Source organism: Cupriavidus sp. R6-3, assembly GCF_059772245.1.
Genome location: NZ_JCBAJO010000124.1, coordinates 1 through 14292, shown reverse-complemented (window position 1 = coordinate 14292; position 14292 = coordinate 1). Strand labels below are relative to the sequence as shown.

The 14292-nt window shown below is 60.9% G+C and carries 14 protein-coding genes and 3 pseudogenes; 9 read left to right on the top strand and 8 right to left on the bottom strand.

Annotation, left to right across the window (positions count from 1 at the left end):
* Positions 1-454: pseudogene (locus AC6EI8_RS17425) on the top strand (ATP-binding protein); the annotation flags it as partial.
* A 257-nt stretch (positions 455-711) separates the two neighbouring features.
* Positions 712-3345 (top strand): AAA family ATPase, encoded by a 2634-nt coding sequence (locus tag AC6EI8_RS17420; protein ID WP_498382484.1) that lies wholly within the window; start codon positions 712-714, stop codon positions 3343-3345.
* A 137-nt stretch (positions 3346-3482) separates the two neighbouring features.
* On the opposite strand, the gene AC6EI8_RS17415 is transcribed toward AC6EI8_RS17420, so the two are convergent.
* Together AC6EI8_RS17415 and AC6EI8_RS17410 are read right to left on the bottom strand one after the other, a co-directional pair.
* Positions 3483-3611 (bottom strand): multicopper oxidase domain-containing protein, encoded by a 129-nt coding sequence (locus tag AC6EI8_RS17415; RefSeq protein ID WP_422649361.1) that lies wholly within the window; start codon positions 3609-3611, stop codon positions 3483-3485.
* Between the two features lie 31 nt (positions 3612-3642).
* Positions 3643-3795, bottom strand: a pseudogene (locus AC6EI8_RS17410) (multicopper oxidase domain-containing protein); the annotation flags it as partial.
* Positions 3796-3878: 83 nt separating this feature from the next.
* On the opposite strand from AC6EI8_RS17410, the gene AC6EI8_RS17405 reads away from it, so the two are divergent.
* Both AC6EI8_RS17405 and AC6EI8_RS17400 read left to right on the top strand, forming a co-directional pair.
* Positions 3879-4130, top strand: coding sequence for a hypothetical protein (locus AC6EI8_RS17405; RefSeq protein ID WP_422649362.1), 252 nt, complete (start codon positions 3879-3881; stop codon positions 4128-4130).
* Between the two features lie 415 nt (positions 4131-4545).
* Entirely contained in the window at positions 4546-5187 is a 642-nt protein-coding gene (locus tag AC6EI8_RS17400; RefSeq protein WP_422649363.1) for a DUF305 domain-containing protein, read from the top strand.
* Between the two features lie 28 nt (positions 5188-5215).
* Here the strand turns inward: AC6EI8_RS17400 and AC6EI8_RS17395 are convergent, their stop codons facing one another.
* Complete coding sequence (locus tag AC6EI8_RS17395; RefSeq protein ID WP_498382483.1) at positions 5216-6598, bottom strand: heavy metal sensor histidine kinase; 1383 nt, start codon at positions 6596-6598, stop codon at positions 5216-5218.
* Positions 6595-7278 carry a heavy metal response regulator transcription factor gene (locus tag AC6EI8_RS17390; protein ID WP_265633191.1) on the bottom strand — a complete coding sequence of 228 codons (684 nt, stop codon included), beginning with the start codon at positions 7276-7278 and terminating at the stop codon, positions 6595-6597. The genes AC6EI8_RS17395 and AC6EI8_RS17390 overlap by 4 nt, the downstream gene beginning before the upstream one ends.
* 191 nt (positions 7279-7469) lie before the next feature.
* Here AC6EI8_RS17390 and AC6EI8_RS17385 point away from each other — a divergent pair, with 191 nt between their 5' ends.
* Genes AC6EI8_RS17385 through copD form a run of 4 tightly spaced genes read left to right on the top strand, consistent with a single transcriptional unit; the run spans position 7470 to position 11817 of the window.
* Positions 7470-9296, top strand: coding sequence for a copper resistance system multicopper oxidase (locus AC6EI8_RS17385; protein WP_498382482.1), 1827 nt, complete (start codon positions 7470-7472; stop codon positions 9294-9296).
* Positions 9297-9318: 22 nt separating this feature from the next.
* Entirely contained in the window at positions 9319-10467 is a 1149-nt protein-coding gene (locus AC6EI8_RS17380) for a copper resistance protein B (RefSeq protein WP_498382481.1), read from the top strand.
* A 38-nt stretch (positions 10468-10505) separates the two neighbouring features.
* Positions 10506-10892: a copper homeostasis periplasmic binding protein CopC gene (gene copC, locus AC6EI8_RS17375; RefSeq protein WP_222245862.1), complete on the top strand. Its 387-nt coding sequence runs from the start codon at positions 10506-10508 to the stop codon at positions 10890-10892.
* Between the two features lie 7 nt (positions 10893-10899).
* The gene (gene copD / locus AC6EI8_RS17370) at positions 10900-11817 is read left to right on the top strand and encodes a copper homeostasis membrane protein CopD (RefSeq protein WP_422649365.1); all 918 of its coding nucleotides are present in this window, start codon (positions 10900-10902) and stop codon (positions 11815-11817) included.
* 6 nt (positions 11818-11823) lie between these two features.
* Here copD and AC6EI8_RS17365 read toward each other — a convergent pair whose 3' ends face one another.
* The 4 genes from AC6EI8_RS17365 to AC6EI8_RS17350 form a co-directional block, all read right to left on the bottom strand.
* Positions 11824-12354, bottom strand: a complete 531-nt coding sequence (locus AC6EI8_RS17365) for a c-type cytochrome (RefSeq protein WP_422649366.1) — start codon at positions 12352-12354, stop codon at positions 11824-11826.
* A gap of 50 nt (positions 12355-12404) precedes the next feature.
* The gene (locus AC6EI8_RS17360; protein WP_422649367.1) at positions 12405-12818 is read right to left on the bottom strand and encodes a DUF411 domain-containing protein; all 414 of its coding nucleotides are present in this window, start codon (positions 12816-12818) and stop codon (positions 12405-12407) included.
* A 261-nt stretch (positions 12819-13079) separates the two neighbouring features.
* Entirely contained in the window at positions 13080-13355 is a 276-nt protein-coding gene (locus AC6EI8_RS17355) for a hypothetical protein (RefSeq protein WP_498382480.1), read from the bottom strand.
* 154 nt (positions 13356-13509) lie between these two features.
* The gene (locus AC6EI8_RS17350; protein WP_498382479.1) at positions 13510-13950 is read right to left on the bottom strand and encodes a CzcE family metal-binding protein; all 441 of its coding nucleotides are present in this window, start codon (positions 13948-13950) and stop codon (positions 13510-13512) included.
* Between the two features lie 210 nt (positions 13951-14160).
* Here AC6EI8_RS17350 and AC6EI8_RS17345 point away from each other — a divergent pair.
* Positions 14161-14292 (top strand): annotated as a pseudogene (locus tag AC6EI8_RS17345) (copper resistance protein); the annotation flags it as partial.

The window sequence follows — 14292 nt, the reverse complement described above, 5'->3', positions numbered from 1 at the left end:
CGTGCGCGGCCAGGGGCAGGCGCGCCGCGCGATGGAGGTCGCGGCGGCCGGGCAGCACTCGGCCCTGCTGATCGGCCCGCCAGGCACCGGCAAGTCGATGCTGGCGCAGCGCTTTCCCGGGCTGCTGCCGCCGATGACGCTGCAGGAGGCGCTCGAGTCCGCCGCGGTGCTGAGCCTGACCGGCGCCGGCTTCCACAGCGAGCGCTGGGGCCGCCGGCCGTTCCGGGCGCCGCACCATACCGCCTCGGCGGCCGCGATGGTCGGCGGTGGCGGCGATCCGCGCCCGGGCGAGATCTCGCTGGCGCATCACGGCGTGCTGTTCCTCGACGAGTTGCCCGAGTTCGACCGGCGCGTGCTGGAGGTCCTGCGCGAGCCGCTCGAATCCGGCCACATCACGATCTCGCGTGCGGGCCGGCAGGCCGATTTCCCGGCGCGCTTCCAGTTCGTCGCGGCTTTTGTGACAAGCGTCAATGGTTAAGGAGTTAGGTCGTATGGCTCCCTGCTTCATACGTCCGTGTACGATAGATGGGCGTCGGCGGAGACGGCTCCCTTGAGTCGAAAGTGTCGTTTCGTAGGATTTGTCCCGCGATCTAGGAGCTTTGCAATCGTGGCGTAAGGGGATAGGCGAATTCGCGCTCGATATGGATCTCCAAGTCGTCAGTCCTCCGCCTGTGGCAACATTGAGTCCTAATAAGAAACAGGGACGGGCCGATGCAAATAATTCAGAAGATTGCGGCTTGGGCTGCAGAGCAGCCGGCGTGGGTCGATGACGCAGTGCGGCGGCTTATTGCCGGCAATCTGACTTCTAAGGACCTGCAGGACTTGGCTGCCCTAGCAAAGTCCGCGCACGGGTTGCCCGACCCTGAGGGCCGCGTCGCGGTACGGCTTGACCCGAGGACATTACCTGTGGATGCTCACGCCGGCGCGGACGTCAGCTTGATCGCGCTGCGCTCGCCCGAGTACCTGAATGCGATTGATCCCGGGCAAGCGTTGACGTTTCAGGCGGCGGGACTGACCATCGTGTATGGCCACAACGGCGCAGGGAAGTCAGGCTACGCAAGGATATTAAAAAAGGCCTGTCGCGCACGCAACGTCGAGGACCTCCTTCCTGATGTATATGTTGAGTTGAAGGGTCCGGCGCCCACCAGCGCAATCTTTGACTGGAGCGAGGGACAGGCAGCTCAGTCGCAGAAGTGGACGGTCGGAACTGTTCCGCCGGCCCCGCTTTCGCAGATGTCCGTCTTCGATGCCCACTGTGCACGCGTGTTTGTGGACAACCAGGCAAAGGTCCTGTTCGTGCCCAACGGCATGGAGATTCTTCACGGACTCTCCGATGCTTTCGGCGCCGTCCAGCGTCTGATTGAAGCCGACAGAACCGCAAATACCTTCGATCAGACCCAACTTTCACCGCTCGCAGGTTCGACCGTCGTTGGTCGGCTGCACGCACAACTCGGAAGAAAAAGCGATCCGGAGGCATTTAAGAAACTCGCCGTGTTGTCGGAAGAAGAGGAGGCAGAGCGAAACGTGCTCAGCAAGCTTTTCGGAGACGAAGACCCGATCAAGCTCGCCGCAGTCGTCCGCCGCAAAGCAACGCGCGTTGACACCCTGTGCAATGAGCTCGCAGCCTTGGAGGCCCCTCTTTTGGATGAGGCCATCGGCCAGCTAGCGGCTGCCTTCGTTGCCATGGCTGCGGCAGAGGCTGCATCGAAGCTGGCAGCAGATACGCTTCAGGCTCAGGGCGCAAAAGTCGTCGGGACTGGTACTGTGCTATGGGAGACCTTGCTACGCAGCGCGATGAAGTATGCAACAGAGGTTGCGTACCCGGGACACGAATTTCCGGGACCAGACCGCGACGCGTACTGCGTGCTCTGCCAGCAGCCGCTTGCCGACGAAGCTACGGAAAGGCTGAAGTCCTTCGTTGCGTTTCTGGAGGCCGATGCGCAGAAAAAAGCCACAGAGGCCCGCGAGCTCACCAAGAAGCTGTATCGAGCGATTTCATCACTCAACTTCGACACATTTCCATCTGATCGCGCGTTCTTGGACGAACTCCACGAAAGCGAACCGACATTGGCAGCCGCCATCGATGAATACACAACCGCTCTGAAGGCTCGTCAGGCGAGGGTGGTCGCAATGGCGCCGAACCGAAAATTGGATCGTCTGGAACCGCTGCCTGCGTCCCCGGTACCAACCATAAAGGAATTGCACGGCAGGTATGTTAACGAGGCTGGGCAGCTTATGAAGGCGATGACGCCTGAGGAGCGCGAGCAAAAGAGCAAGGTGCTTGCCGATCTGGATGCTAGGACGAAGCTTGCGGGGCTTCTCCCCAAGGTGCTAGAAGCAATAGAGTGGCACAGGCGCGATCATGCATTTGGCGAGGCCATAAAAGGATGTAGTACTCGCTCTATCACTGGCAAGACGACCGAGTTATACGAAGCGCATGTCACGGAGGAACTTCGCTCAGCCTTTACGCAAGAGCTTGCGAATCTCGGCCTCGGCGGGCTAGATGTCATCCTAGAGATGACGGGGCAAAAAGGTGCCCGCATGCAACAGCTCAGGCTCCGTACCGCACCACAGCACGCACGCGCGAAGGTCTCAGATATCCTCAGTGAGGGCGAGCAGCGAGTCATCGCCATGGCTCTGTTCCTGGCGGAGATCGGCATTGAGCCCGGCAAGTCGGGCCTTATCTTTGACGACCCCGTGTCGTCCCTGGACCATGTGCGTCGCGAGAGAATCGCGAAGCGCCTTGTTCTCGAAGGCAAGAAGCGCCAGATCATTGTGTTTACGCACGACCTAGCCTTTGCCTGGACATTAAAGGACTTCGCCGATAAGCACGGCGTTGCCCACGTGGATCGTCACGTCTTCTCGGCGGGCGCGAAAAAAGGGTTCTGCGGCGACGGCCTGCCCTTCGAAGGAAAGAAGCTTAGCGCGAGAATCAATGAGCTTCGAGACCACGCTCAACGAGCAAGGAAAGCACTGGAAGAGCAGCACAACCATGAACTCTACAACGACATGGTGCGCAACGGCTACCGAAGGATGCGAGACACCTGGGAGCTGCTCATCGAGGAGCATCTGTTCGCAGGCACCGTGAAGCGCTTCAGACGTTCCATTGAGACCTCGAAGCTACGGTGCGTTTCCGTCGGCGATCCGGAAGCCGCTGCTGTATACAACGGCATGACGCGGTGCTCGAACTTCACGCACGAAGGCGGCGCCGAGGCGCCACCGGCACTGCCAGGACCAGAGGAGTTTCTTGCCGACGTGGAACAGCTTGCGGCGGCGCTGACGTTGATCGATGAGAACAAGAACGCCACGGAAAAGCGACGCAAGCAAGCTGGCCTGGCGACGTAAATCTGAATACGAGCGGGGTCGGGGTAGGCTTGCAAGTCGACGTCGACGCATTTGCCAGGTGCGGGGCGCGAGAGCACGTGCAAACGGTAGAAAGTGCCTTACAGTGCCCGCGGCATGGGGACGTGATGTGGACCCGATCAGCGAACGATGAACTGTCCCATCCTCCCGTTATCTTCGTGCTCGAGAATATGGCAGTTGTACATGTACGGGGCCGTTACCGCGGTATGGCAAAACCGAACAAGCAGTTCGACGGAGTTCTCGACCATGTTTATCGCGAACACCCGGCGGTGAACCGTTTCGGCTGAGAACTTCGAAGTGAACACAGTGGATATGGAACGGGTGTGCCATCATCTCTGGGTACACCTGCCAGACTTCTGTGTCGCCGCGCCTGATTTCTGCATCGATTCGCTCCATGTCGAACGGGCGGCCATTGACGCCGAACACTCCCATTCCGTGCCCCCTCTCATCCCACGCATGCCCATGGTGATGGCAATGCGCCGCCGACCAAAGGCGTTCGACACGGACTGGCGCTGGTGCGTCACGAGCTTGTCGGGCTGCTGAGCGCTGCGCGTGCCTGTTCCCCGAAGCTCGAACCTGATGATCGCCTGGCGTTCACCACGCAGGCGATTGCCGCCGCCCATCATTCGCATCATCATCGGCGCATTGCCATCCTGTCCCGTTTCCAGGACGGCGGGCTGGCCATCGCAAAAATCCACGAGTACCTCGGCTCGCTCCAGAGTCAACTGGGGTCCACATGGCATCGCAACACCGATCTTCATTGCTAGCCCAGACCACCTCAGATTGCGAATCCCGACACGGCGTCCGGGACGAGCGGACGTAATGCATTTCTTGCAATATGGCAATTCTGGCTGGCGGCCACACTCTCAGGAAGCCGATGCGCAACGCAGCGGCAAGTCGACATCGCGATACGCAAGAGTGCTTTCCCCACGTTCAGATTACTGGCCCATTACGAATCTGACAGCCCCCTGAAACGTTCTACCTCTGGCACGTCTGTTGCGCCGTCCGAGTCGCTGATTATTCCCATCGGCGAAGTCGTGTGTTCCGCCGGTCTATCGCAACCCCGCCCAACCTTGGGAGCTCAACATGCAGTTGACTGCTACATGCGACCCTGCTCGCGTCTTTCCATCGCCGCTGTCGACAAGGGCCTGTCGGTGGATGCCCCGGACAGTCCGACATCTCATGACGACCGGCCTGATGGCCATGCTTGTCTTGCCAGCTACTTATGCCGCCCAGCCAGGCAGAGGCCACACTGCCGGCTTCGAGGTTCGTCTGATGCGGTTGGTCATTGACCATCATTTTTCAGCGCTCAGGATGACCGAGCTGGCCGCCGGCACAGATCCGCAACGCAGCGGACATCTTTCATCAAACGAAGGGACGTCGCCCACGCCGGGATTTTCGGCTACGCCTGCCAAGGCCGCTCTCGATGAAATCAAATCCATGGCCCGGATGGAGAATCGCGCGCAAAGAGAGCAGATCATGCACCTGCAGATGTTGCTGCGTGATTGGTATGGCGTTGCCCACGAGCCCCGCATCAGAGAGGATGCGCAACAGATGCTTACTGCTCTGGAGCAGGCCCAACCCGGCGCGAGCTTTGATCGCGCTTTCCTTGAAACCTTCAGCCGCCATCACTTTTCGCTGCTGCAGCCGATGAACGCTTGCATCACCGGCGCAGATCGCCTCCATCAGAATCTGATACGCCTCTGCAAGTTGATGTGGCATGAGCAGACATCTGGTATCGACGAAATGCGCGAGCTGCTGGAAACTCGCTTCGGCATCGTCGACTATCAGCCGTTCCGCGGCGAGCGTCCGCTGCAGCAGTAAAGAGTCGACCGGCGCGGAAGCACCGCATTTACTTGGCGAGACGTGGGAACGTCAAGATAAACCGGGTCCTTCCCGCCGACGACTCCACGGAAATTCGACCTCCGTGCGCCGACATGATGGCCTGCGTAATCGACAAGCCAAGCCCAACACTGTCGGAATCGGCCCGGTTGCGGGACTTGTCGGCGCGAAAGAACCGGTCGAAGATCGAGGGCAACAGGTCCGCACTGATTTCCTTGCCCTCGTTCTCCACGACGATCGTTGCGGCACCGGCCTGTTCCTTCGTCTTGACCAGGATGGCCTTTCCCTCCGGCGTATAGCGCAGCGCGTTGGAAAGCAGGTTACTCAGCGCCCTGCGCAGCATCAGACGATCACCGAAGATCCGCGCCTGACCTTCAAGCCGCAGATGCACCCTCTTGTCCTCCGCCAGCGCATCGTAGAAATCGAACAGCGCACGTACTTCGTCGCTGACGTTGATCTCCTCTTCGCTGGGCAGCGTGATGCCGTGCTCCATCTTTGCCAGATAGAGCATGTCGGAAACCATGCGGCCAAGGCGTTGCAGTTCCTCGGCGTTGGACGCCAGAACCTCCCGGTATTTCTCTGCATCCCGTGGTTGCGATAGCACGACATGCGTCTGCGTCATCAGGTTGGTGATCGGCGTGCGCAGCTCGTGTGCCAGATCCGACGAAAACTCGGATAACCGCCGGAAATCGTCCTGCAACCGCTCCAGCATGGCATTCAAAGTGGCGGCCAAATCCGCCATTTCGACTGGGACTGCCTCCACCGGCATGCGTGCATCCAGCTTGTTCGAGGTCACGCCGCTCGCGCGTGAGGCCATCATCCGTAAGGGCGCCAGGCCACGCCTTGCCGCCCACCACCCGAACAAGCCGCTGGCGAGCGCCGCCAGCGCGGTATAGAACGCCAGCGATTGCCGGAATGCCTGCATGAAATGCGCATGAATGTCCGTGTCCATGCCCACGACGACGCGCAATGGCGCCGCTGCCGGGTCCGACATTTTCGCCAGCGCTCGCATGCCGCGGTACTGTTTCCCGTTCTGCTGCCACACCAGGGTGTCTTCGTTCGGCTTCAGCCGGGCGATGGCGGCCAAGGTCGGCGCGAAGTCGTATCCCTTGGTCGCATAGACGAGCTGGCCTTGCGCGGTTTGGACGTGCGCAACGAACCCGGGGTGGTGCTCCACCATCTCGGCCAAGCGCGCGGGCAGCTGTGCTGTCGGTCGTTCCTGCGTGATCTTCTGAATCAAGCGGATGTTGTCACCGAGGATGACGTAGTCCTCGTTGGCAAAGTGGCGGTCCATGGCCAGCCAGATCAATACACCGAGACCCAGCAGCACCGCCGCTGACGACAGCGAGAACAGCAGCGTCAACCGCATCGTCAGCGAAAGCCGTCGCCTCATTCCGTTCCCTCTGGCGCTTCCAGTACGTATCCCATCCCGCGCACTGTCTGGATCAGTTTTGGTTCGAAGTCGTCGTCGATCTTGGCCCTCAGGCGACGAATGGCCACGTCGATCACATTGCTGTCACTGTCGAAATTCATGTCCCACACCTGCGAGGCGATCAGAGAGCGCGGCAAGACCTCGCCACGCCTGCGCGCGAGCAGTTCGAGCAGTGCAAACTCCTTGCTGGTCAGCGGGATGCGGCGACCGGCACGGGATGCGCGCCTGCGTCCCAAATCCAGGACCAGATCAGCGACCTGGATGCGGTCAATGGCCAGCACAGATCCCCGGCGCAACAGCGTGCGGACCCGAGCGAGCAACTCCGAGAAGGCGAACGGCTTGACAAGATAGTCGTCTGCACCCAGTTCCAGCCCCTTGACGCGGTCTGTCACGCTGTCACGCGCGGTCAGGAACAAGACAGGGACGGCATTCTCCGCGGCACGGATGGACTGCAATATGTGCCAGCCATCCAGGTCCGGCAACATCACGTCGAGAATGATCAGGTCATACGATTCGTTGAGCGCCAGGTGCTGCCCATCGAGCCCGTTGCCGACCAGGTCGACGACGAAGCCGGCTTCGGTCAGTCCCTGGCGAAGGTAGTCGCCTGTCTTGGATTCGTCCTCCACCACCAGCAGTTTCATTTAGAGCGTCCGATTGGATTGGCTAGCGGCCCCCGGAAGGGAGCCTCGGTGCGGCTAGTCTAGCGAGACGACTTGCGGGTGACCTCAACATTACCGGAATGTAATGTGCAGGTAAGTTGACGGTAGCCTCCTGCTCGTTACTCTCTGCATGCCGACTTCTATGCGGCCATTCAAGCAAAAAGGGACTATTCATGCGACGTGATCGACCGGCCGGTATTGTGCTGCACAACCCAACGCGCCGCCGCTTCGTTCAAGGCCTGGCCGCAGGGGGTGTCATGGCGGGATTGTCGGGTCTTGGGGGAACCGTTTGGGCCCAGGCGACTGAACGCCCCGCCCAGACGCTGTCCGGCACCGCCCCCGTGCTGCGCGGCACCGAATTCGACCTAGTCATCGGCGAATCGGTGGTCAACTTCACCGGCACGCCGCGCGTGGCGACCACGATCAACGGGATGCTGCCCGGCCCGACGCTGCGGTGGCGTCAGGGCGACACCGTCACCATCCGCGTCACGAATCGGCTGCGCGAGCCAACGTCGATCCATTGGCACGGGATCATCCTGCCGTTCGAAATGGACGGCGTGCCGGGGATCAGCTTTCCCGGCATTGCGCCGGGCGAAACGTTCACCTATCGCTTCAAGGTCGACCAGACCGGCAGCTACTGGTACCACTCGCATTCGGGATTCCAGGAGATGACGGGCGTGTATGGCGGCATCGTGATCGACCCGGCTTCCGGCTACGACGCCGTTCAAGCAGACCGCGACTATACGATCCTGCTGTCCGACTGGACCGATGAAGATCCGATGCGGGTCCTGTCGAAGCTCAAGGTCCAGAGCGACTACTACAACTTCAATCAGCCGACCGTCATCGACTTCTTCCGCGACGTCGCCAACGACGGCATGAAAAGCGCGCTGGCCAAGCGGAAGATGTGGAACGAGATGCGGATGAATCCGACGGATCTGGCCGATCTGTCGGGCGCCACGCTGACGTATCTAACCAATGGTGTCACGCCAGCCGGCAACTGGACGGGCATGTTCCGGCCAGGTGAGAAGGTCAGGCTGCGCTTCATCAATGGCACGGGCAACACGTTCTATGACGTGCGCATCCCTGGGCTGAAGCTGAAGGTGATACAGGCCGACGGGCAGAACCTGGAACCGGTGACCGTCGATGAGTTCCGGTTCGGTCCCGGGGAAACCTATGACGTCGTCGTCGAACCCCGAGATGAGGCCTACACGATTTTCTCCCAATCCATGGACAGGACCGGCTATGCCCGAGGCACGCTGGCTGTTCGTGAAGGTCTGACCGCGCCGGTGCCCGCGCTCGACAAGGCCGAATGGCTGACGATGGCGGACATGATGGGTGCCATGGACCACGGCAGCATGCAAGGCATGAACCATGGTGGCATGAGCATGCAGGGCATGGCGGGCACCGCAATGGCGATGGACCATAGCCAGCACAACATGGCCACCATGGCCGCCGGCAATTCGCTGAAGGTTCCCAGCACCAAGGCGCGGCACGCCAGAACCGAGTACGGGGCCAGCACCGATATGCGCGTGGACATGGCGCGCACCAACCTGGACGATCCCGGCATTGGCCTGCGCAACAACGGTCGTCGTGTGCTGACGCTGGCTGACCAGCACACCATCGGTGGTCCGTTGGACAAGCGGGGCCCTGGACGCGAGGTCGAGCTGCACCTGACCGGCAATATGGAGCGCTATACCTGGTCGTTTGACGGTGTGGAGTTCGGCAAGTCGACACCGGTCTATTTCAAGTATGGCGAGCGCCTGCGCGTGATCCTCCACAACGACACGATGATGACGCATCCGATGCACCTGCACGGCATGTGGAGCGAACTGGAGTCGCCAGATGGATCCTTCCAGGCCCGGCGCCACACGATTCCCGTTCAGCCGGCCCAGCGCATCAGCTTCCTGGTTACCGCGGACGCATTGGGACGATGGGCATGGCATTGCCATCTGATGCTGCATATGGACGCGGGCATGTTCCGTGAAGTGATAGTGGCCTGACCGTCAACCGGATAGAGATTCCATGCATAAGCGAACAACAACGATTCTTGCTGCCGCGGTCCTGACGTCCGCCGGCATCGGCACGACGTGGGCGCAAGCCGCCCATTCCCCGGAGGCCCACGCGGGCACTTCGGCCGCGGATCCGACCAGGAAGGCCAACGCTGCCGCGCAATCGAAGTCCGTCGGCAAGGCAAATGGTAAGGGTGGCAAGGACCATGGCTCGATGCAGGGTATGGACCACGGCTCGATGCAGGGTATGGATCACGGCTCGATGCAGGGCATGGATCACGGCTCGATGCAGGGCATGGACCACGGCTCGACGCAGGGCATGGACCACGGCTCGATGCAGGGTATGGATCACGGCTCGATGCAGGGCATGGATCACGGCTCGATGCAGGGCATGGATCACGGCGACATGAAAATGCAAGGCGGCAGCGCTCCGCCCGACGCGCGCGATCCGCATGGCTATTCCGGTGGCTATCAACTCGGGGTCGGCAAGTATGCGCTCGGGCCGACCCGAACGCTCCATATGGCGGACGAACATCTGTTTGCTTCCGTGCTGGTGGATCGCCTGGAATGGACCAAGGGCCGAGACAGTAATGCAGCGTCCTACGAGGCGCAGGCCTGGTTCGGCAACTCCTACGACAAGCTGGTGATCAAGGCCGAAGGGGAGGCCGAAGAAGGAAAGGTGCACGAGGCTCGCACCGAACTGCTGTGGGGCCATTCCATTGCGACGTTCTGGGATACCCAGGTCGGTATTCGAAACGATGCTGGCTACGGCAGACCGGCCCGGAACTGGCTCGCGTTCGGTGTGCAAGGCCTGGCGCCCTACTGGTTCGAAGTCGATGCGACCGGCTACGTCGGCACCGAAGGCAGGACCGCGCTTCGACTCTCCGCCGAATACGAGCTTCTGATTACGCAGCGTCTGATCCTGCAGCCGCGAATCGAAGCCAACTTCTACGGCAAGAACGACCCTGAAATCGGTATCGGCAGCGGCCTGGCCAATGGCGCCGTGGGCGTGCGCCTGCGCTATGAGATTAACCGGCAGTTCGCACCGTATATCGGCGTCGAGCGATATCAGACATTCGGCAATACCGCCGACATGATTCGCACGGCAGGCGGTCGTCGTGGCGAGACCCGCTTTGTGGCCGGTGTTCGTATTTGGTTCTGACCACGTTCTCTAACCCCCTTTCAATCTGGGAGTTCATCATGCAGACGCACCGTTTCGCCATCCGAGCCATGCTCGCCGCCACCGCGGCATTGATCAGTTCGGCGGCTTTCGCACATCCCAAGCTGGTCTCTTCGACCCCGGCTGACAAGGCCGAGGTTTCCGCCCCTCAGAAGATCGAACTGAAGTTCTCCGAAAACTTGGTCGCCCAGTTTTCCGGTGCCAACCTGGTAATGACCGGCATGCCTGGCATGGCCAATCATGCCCCGATGAAGATTGCCGCCAAGGTATCAGGCAGCGATGACCCGAAGACGATGGTGATCACGCCGGCCCAACCGCTCGTTCCGGGCAGCTACCGTGTGGATTGGCGCGCAGTTTCGTCGGACACGCATCCGATCAACGGAAATATCGCCTTCACGGTCAAGTGATCCGCCGATGGACTGGGCGACTGTATCGGTGCGCTTTGCACTCTATCTCGACCTGACGGCGCTTTTCGGTTTGCCGCTATTCGGTCTTTATGCGCTTCGCCGTGAGGAGATATCGTCGGGCATCGGCTCACGGTATGTCGCCATTGCGTCCGCGCTGGCTGCGGTCGGCATCGGACTGTCGTTGGCAAATATCGCCGTCATGGCCAAGGCCATGACCGGCGCATCCGAATACGCCGAACTGCAGAGCCACGTTTTCGAGATGATCGTGACGGGTACGGATTTCGGGACGGCTTGGGCTGTCCGTCTGGTTGCGCTGGTCCTTTGCTTGCTGGTCGCTCTTTTCGCACGCCGGTGGCCGGCGCTGCAAATTGGTGTATTGGCTGCCGCAGGCGGCGTTGCGCTATCGACCCTTGCCTGGGGCGGGCATGGCGCGATGGACGATGGCGTCCGCCGCTATATTCACCTGGCCTCCGATATTGGACATCTGGCCGCAGCCGGGGCCTGGGTTGGCGCGCTGATCGCTTTCGTGCTGCTGGCAAGAGCCGCGTCCACACCGGAGACGGTCGCACTGCTGACCCGCACGTCCAATGGCTTCGCTCAGGTTGGCACTATTGTGGTCGCCACTTTGACGGTGACCGGGGTGATCAACTACCTCTTGATCGTCGGCCTGACGCTGCCAGAGCTGTCGCTAACGTCGTATGGCGGCCTGCTTGCCATCAAGCTCGGCCTGTTCGGTACGATGCTGGCCCTTGCGGCAACCAATCGCTACTTTCTGAGTCCGCAACTGGAGCATGCGGTGAAGAGCGGCAATCACGCGGCAGCCGTCCGAACGTTTCGACGCAGCCTGATCTTCGAAACCAGCGCGGCAACGCTGATCCTGGCTCTTGTGGCGTCACTGGGCATTCTGTCACCGGCGGGTATGTAGAGCGCGCTAACGCGGATTGGCGTATTGCTCGGTCGCTTCACGCTGCGCCGCCGACGCCCTTGGCGGCCAAGTGCTCTTGATATACGCGAGGACAGCAATGATGTCCTCGTTGGACAGCAATTGGCCGAATGCCGGCATGTCGCTGACATACCCGGCCGGAGCCGTGATGCCCGGCACCAGACCATTCTTGGTAATGGCAAACAGCACGGCGTCGGGATGATGCCATGTATGGCCTGTGGCATCGTGCGGCGGCGCCGGCATCCGGCCGCTCGGAAGCCGTTCCCGCCAGTTTGGTTGACCCTCGAGATTGGCGCCATGGCAGGACGCGCATTGCTGCGCGTAAAGCTGCTTGCCTCTGGCAATACGCTGCGCATCACTGGTGTCGATGCGTAGCTGCCTAGCCGCCGACGCTCCGTTCCCACCGTCGACGGGCGTCTCAAGAAAGCGCTTCATCTTCAGCGCGACCGCAGTTGCGGCCACGGCTGCGAGCACCAACAGGCCAGCAATCAGCCAACGAGACTTGTTCGAGCTTTCCATTCGTAGCCGGCCAAGCTCGGTGCAGCTTCGCTGTCCGAACCGAGGCGCCATTAATTCCTGGAGAACGGCTTTCCGTTGAAATCCACGGTCACCAAGTTGCCATCCATGGGACCCATGCCGGGAGAATTTGCCGGCATGCCCGGCACGGCGATCCCTTTCACGCCCGGACTGGCAGCCAGTTTCCTCACCGCCGCCGCGGGAACGTGCCCTTCGATAATTTGGCCACTGCCTTGCATGACCGCGGTATGGCAGGAGCCCATCTTCTCGGGAACGCCAAGCTTCGTTTTGATTGCGGCGACATCCGGCGTATTGATGAGCTTGGTCTGGATGCCAGCCTCGTTCAAATGCTCCACCCAACCTTCACAGCATCCGCAATTGGCATCCTTGTAGACGACCAGCGCGGGGGGAGCCGCATACGCAAGCGTACCGACAGTGAGAAGGGCAACACCAAGAAGAAGCTTCATCGAAAATTCCCGCGAGATTGGACTTCAGTTTTCGTGGCTATGTTGGCCCCGACCCGCCTGATCGGTGTATCACCGGGTGCCGTTCAAGCTTGCTTTGACAAGCATCAGAGCTTACCGTTCACTGCGCCGACGCCTCAGACCAGGCAAACAGCTTGTCGTAGTCGCCCGATGTGAAAGAGCCCAACGTCCGAGAGGTCTCGGCCGCTGGACCTGCGCCGGTATTGCGAAGCCCGACACTTCGAAAATGCCAACGTCCTGCGATCAGATGCCGTCGGTGAAAGCGTCGCGCGTTCCCCCCGTGTGGCTCCCGTCCGTGAAGGTGTCCCGCGTGCCCGTAGTATGGGCGCCATCGGAGAACAGGTCGCGCGTAGCGGTAGTATGACCGCCATCGGTGAAGGGATCGCGCGTGCCCATCGTGTGGCCGCCGGTCGTGAAGATATCGCGCGACGATGTTACGCCGGCATTCACCATTCCCGCTGCGCTGCCCAGCGACGCAATCGTCAATACCAAGAGCGCAGCCTTCTTCAACGTACGCATTTTGTTTCTCCTTTTAAGGGTGATTGGCTCGCTGTGAGCCTGCATGATCAGTGTAGGGAGGGGCTCCCCACCGAGGCATGACTGTGCGATTACAAAGCCGTCATCTCGAATCGCCGTGTCGTGGATGGACGTGCCCAGCACACAATTCCGCCTGTCAGCCACCGGTGAAAATCTGGCTGCGATCGATGTTCACGCGCACGCCTCGAGCGCTCGGCATGCTGGGGAAAAGGTCGCCCAAGTCGACTGTGCTGCCGTGCACGAACTCCCCGAACTGCCAAGCCACGGATTGATCGCCGTCTGCGAATGCCACCGCTTCACCGGAGGCTACGTTGACGCTTTTCATACCCGGCCGAAGCGTGATAGTGCGGGACGCCGTGCCAGCCGGGACAACGCTGCCAAAAAGGGCTGCGTGAGGACCGAGACGCGTGCCCGACGTCGTGTTTGCCATCGTTGAAGATGCGGGCTCGGCGGCCTGCTGCACGTGCTTGGCCCAATCATCGCCCGCGTTAGTTCTTGCCTTGTCCGCGCCCCATGCGGGCGCCACGGACAGCGCCGCCAGGCTCAATACAACTGCCGCGTTCTTGTTGATTTTCATGATTCTCTCCATTGAGTTACGAGGTATTGGCCTCTCGACTTCAATGGTATGAATCCGCCCCTCACCGAGCCATTACCCGACTATTACATCCAGGTAAGGTGCCGAGGATAAGAGGCAATTTTTCGGTCAAGGAGCATTTCGCAGCGCAACACCTGCCCAACCCTTGCCAACGTCAAACGCTGGTACCATTCGGCCAATATGGGCCCACACGTGCGCACGTCCCTCCGGCGGCTTTGGCTGGCCGCATTCCTGCTGACCGCTTTCCTGACAGTCCAGCTGGCAGCAGCGGCGTACGCTTGCGCGGGCAGCCGGTACGCCGTCAGCACCGACCGGGACATGACG

What these genes read in the sequence shown, in the direction of transcription:
- AC6EI8_RS17420 (WP_498382484.1), top strand. Translation starts at nt 712, where the DNA reads ATGCAAATAATTCAGAAGATTGCGGCTTGGGCTGCAGAGCAGCCGGCG.
- AC6EI8_RS17415 (WP_422649361.1), bottom strand. Translation starts at nt 3,611, where the DNA reads ATGGTCGAGAACTCCGTCGAACTGCTTGTTCGGTTTTGCCATACCGCG.
- AC6EI8_RS17400 (WP_422649363.1), top strand. Translation starts at nt 4,546, where the DNA reads ATGACGACCGGCCTGATGGCCATGCTTGTCTTGCCAGCTACTTATGCC.
- AC6EI8_RS17395 (WP_498382483.1), bottom strand. Translation starts at nt 6,598, where the DNA reads ATGAGGCGACGGCTTTCGCTGACGATGCGGTTGACGCTGCTGTTCTCG.
- AC6EI8_RS17390 (WP_265633191.1), bottom strand. Translation starts at nt 7,278, where the DNA reads ATGAAACTGCTGGTGGTGGAGGACGAATCCAAGACAGGCGACTACCTT.
- AC6EI8_RS17385 (WP_498382482.1), top strand. Translation starts at nt 7,470, where the DNA reads ATGCGACGTGATCGACCGGCCGGTATTGTGCTGCACAACCCAACGCGC.
- AC6EI8_RS17380 (WP_498382481.1), top strand. Translation starts at nt 9,319, where the DNA reads ATGCATAAGCGAACAACAACGATTCTTGCTGCCGCGGTCCTGACGTCC.
- copC (WP_222245862.1), top strand. Translation starts at nt 10,506, where the DNA reads ATGCAGACGCACCGTTTCGCCATCCGAGCCATGCTCGCCGCCACCGCG.
- copD (WP_422649365.1), top strand. Translation starts at nt 10,900, where the DNA reads ATGGACTGGGCGACTGTATCGGTGCGCTTTGCACTCTATCTCGACCTG.
- AC6EI8_RS17365 (WP_422649366.1), bottom strand. Translation starts at nt 12,354, where the DNA reads ATGGAAAGCTCGAACAAGTCTCGTTGGCTGATTGCTGGCCTGTTGGTG.
- AC6EI8_RS17360 (WP_422649367.1), bottom strand. Translation starts at nt 12,818, where the DNA reads ATGAAGCTTCTTCTTGGTGTTGCCCTTCTCACTGTCGGTACGCTTGCG.
- AC6EI8_RS17355 (WP_498382480.1), bottom strand. Translation starts at nt 13,355, where the DNA reads ATGCGTACGTTGAAGAAGGCTGCGCTCTTGGTATTGACGATTGCGTCG.
- AC6EI8_RS17350 (WP_498382479.1), bottom strand. Translation starts at nt 13,950, where the DNA reads ATGAAAATCAACAAGAACGCGGCAGTTGTATTGAGCCTGGCGGCGCTG.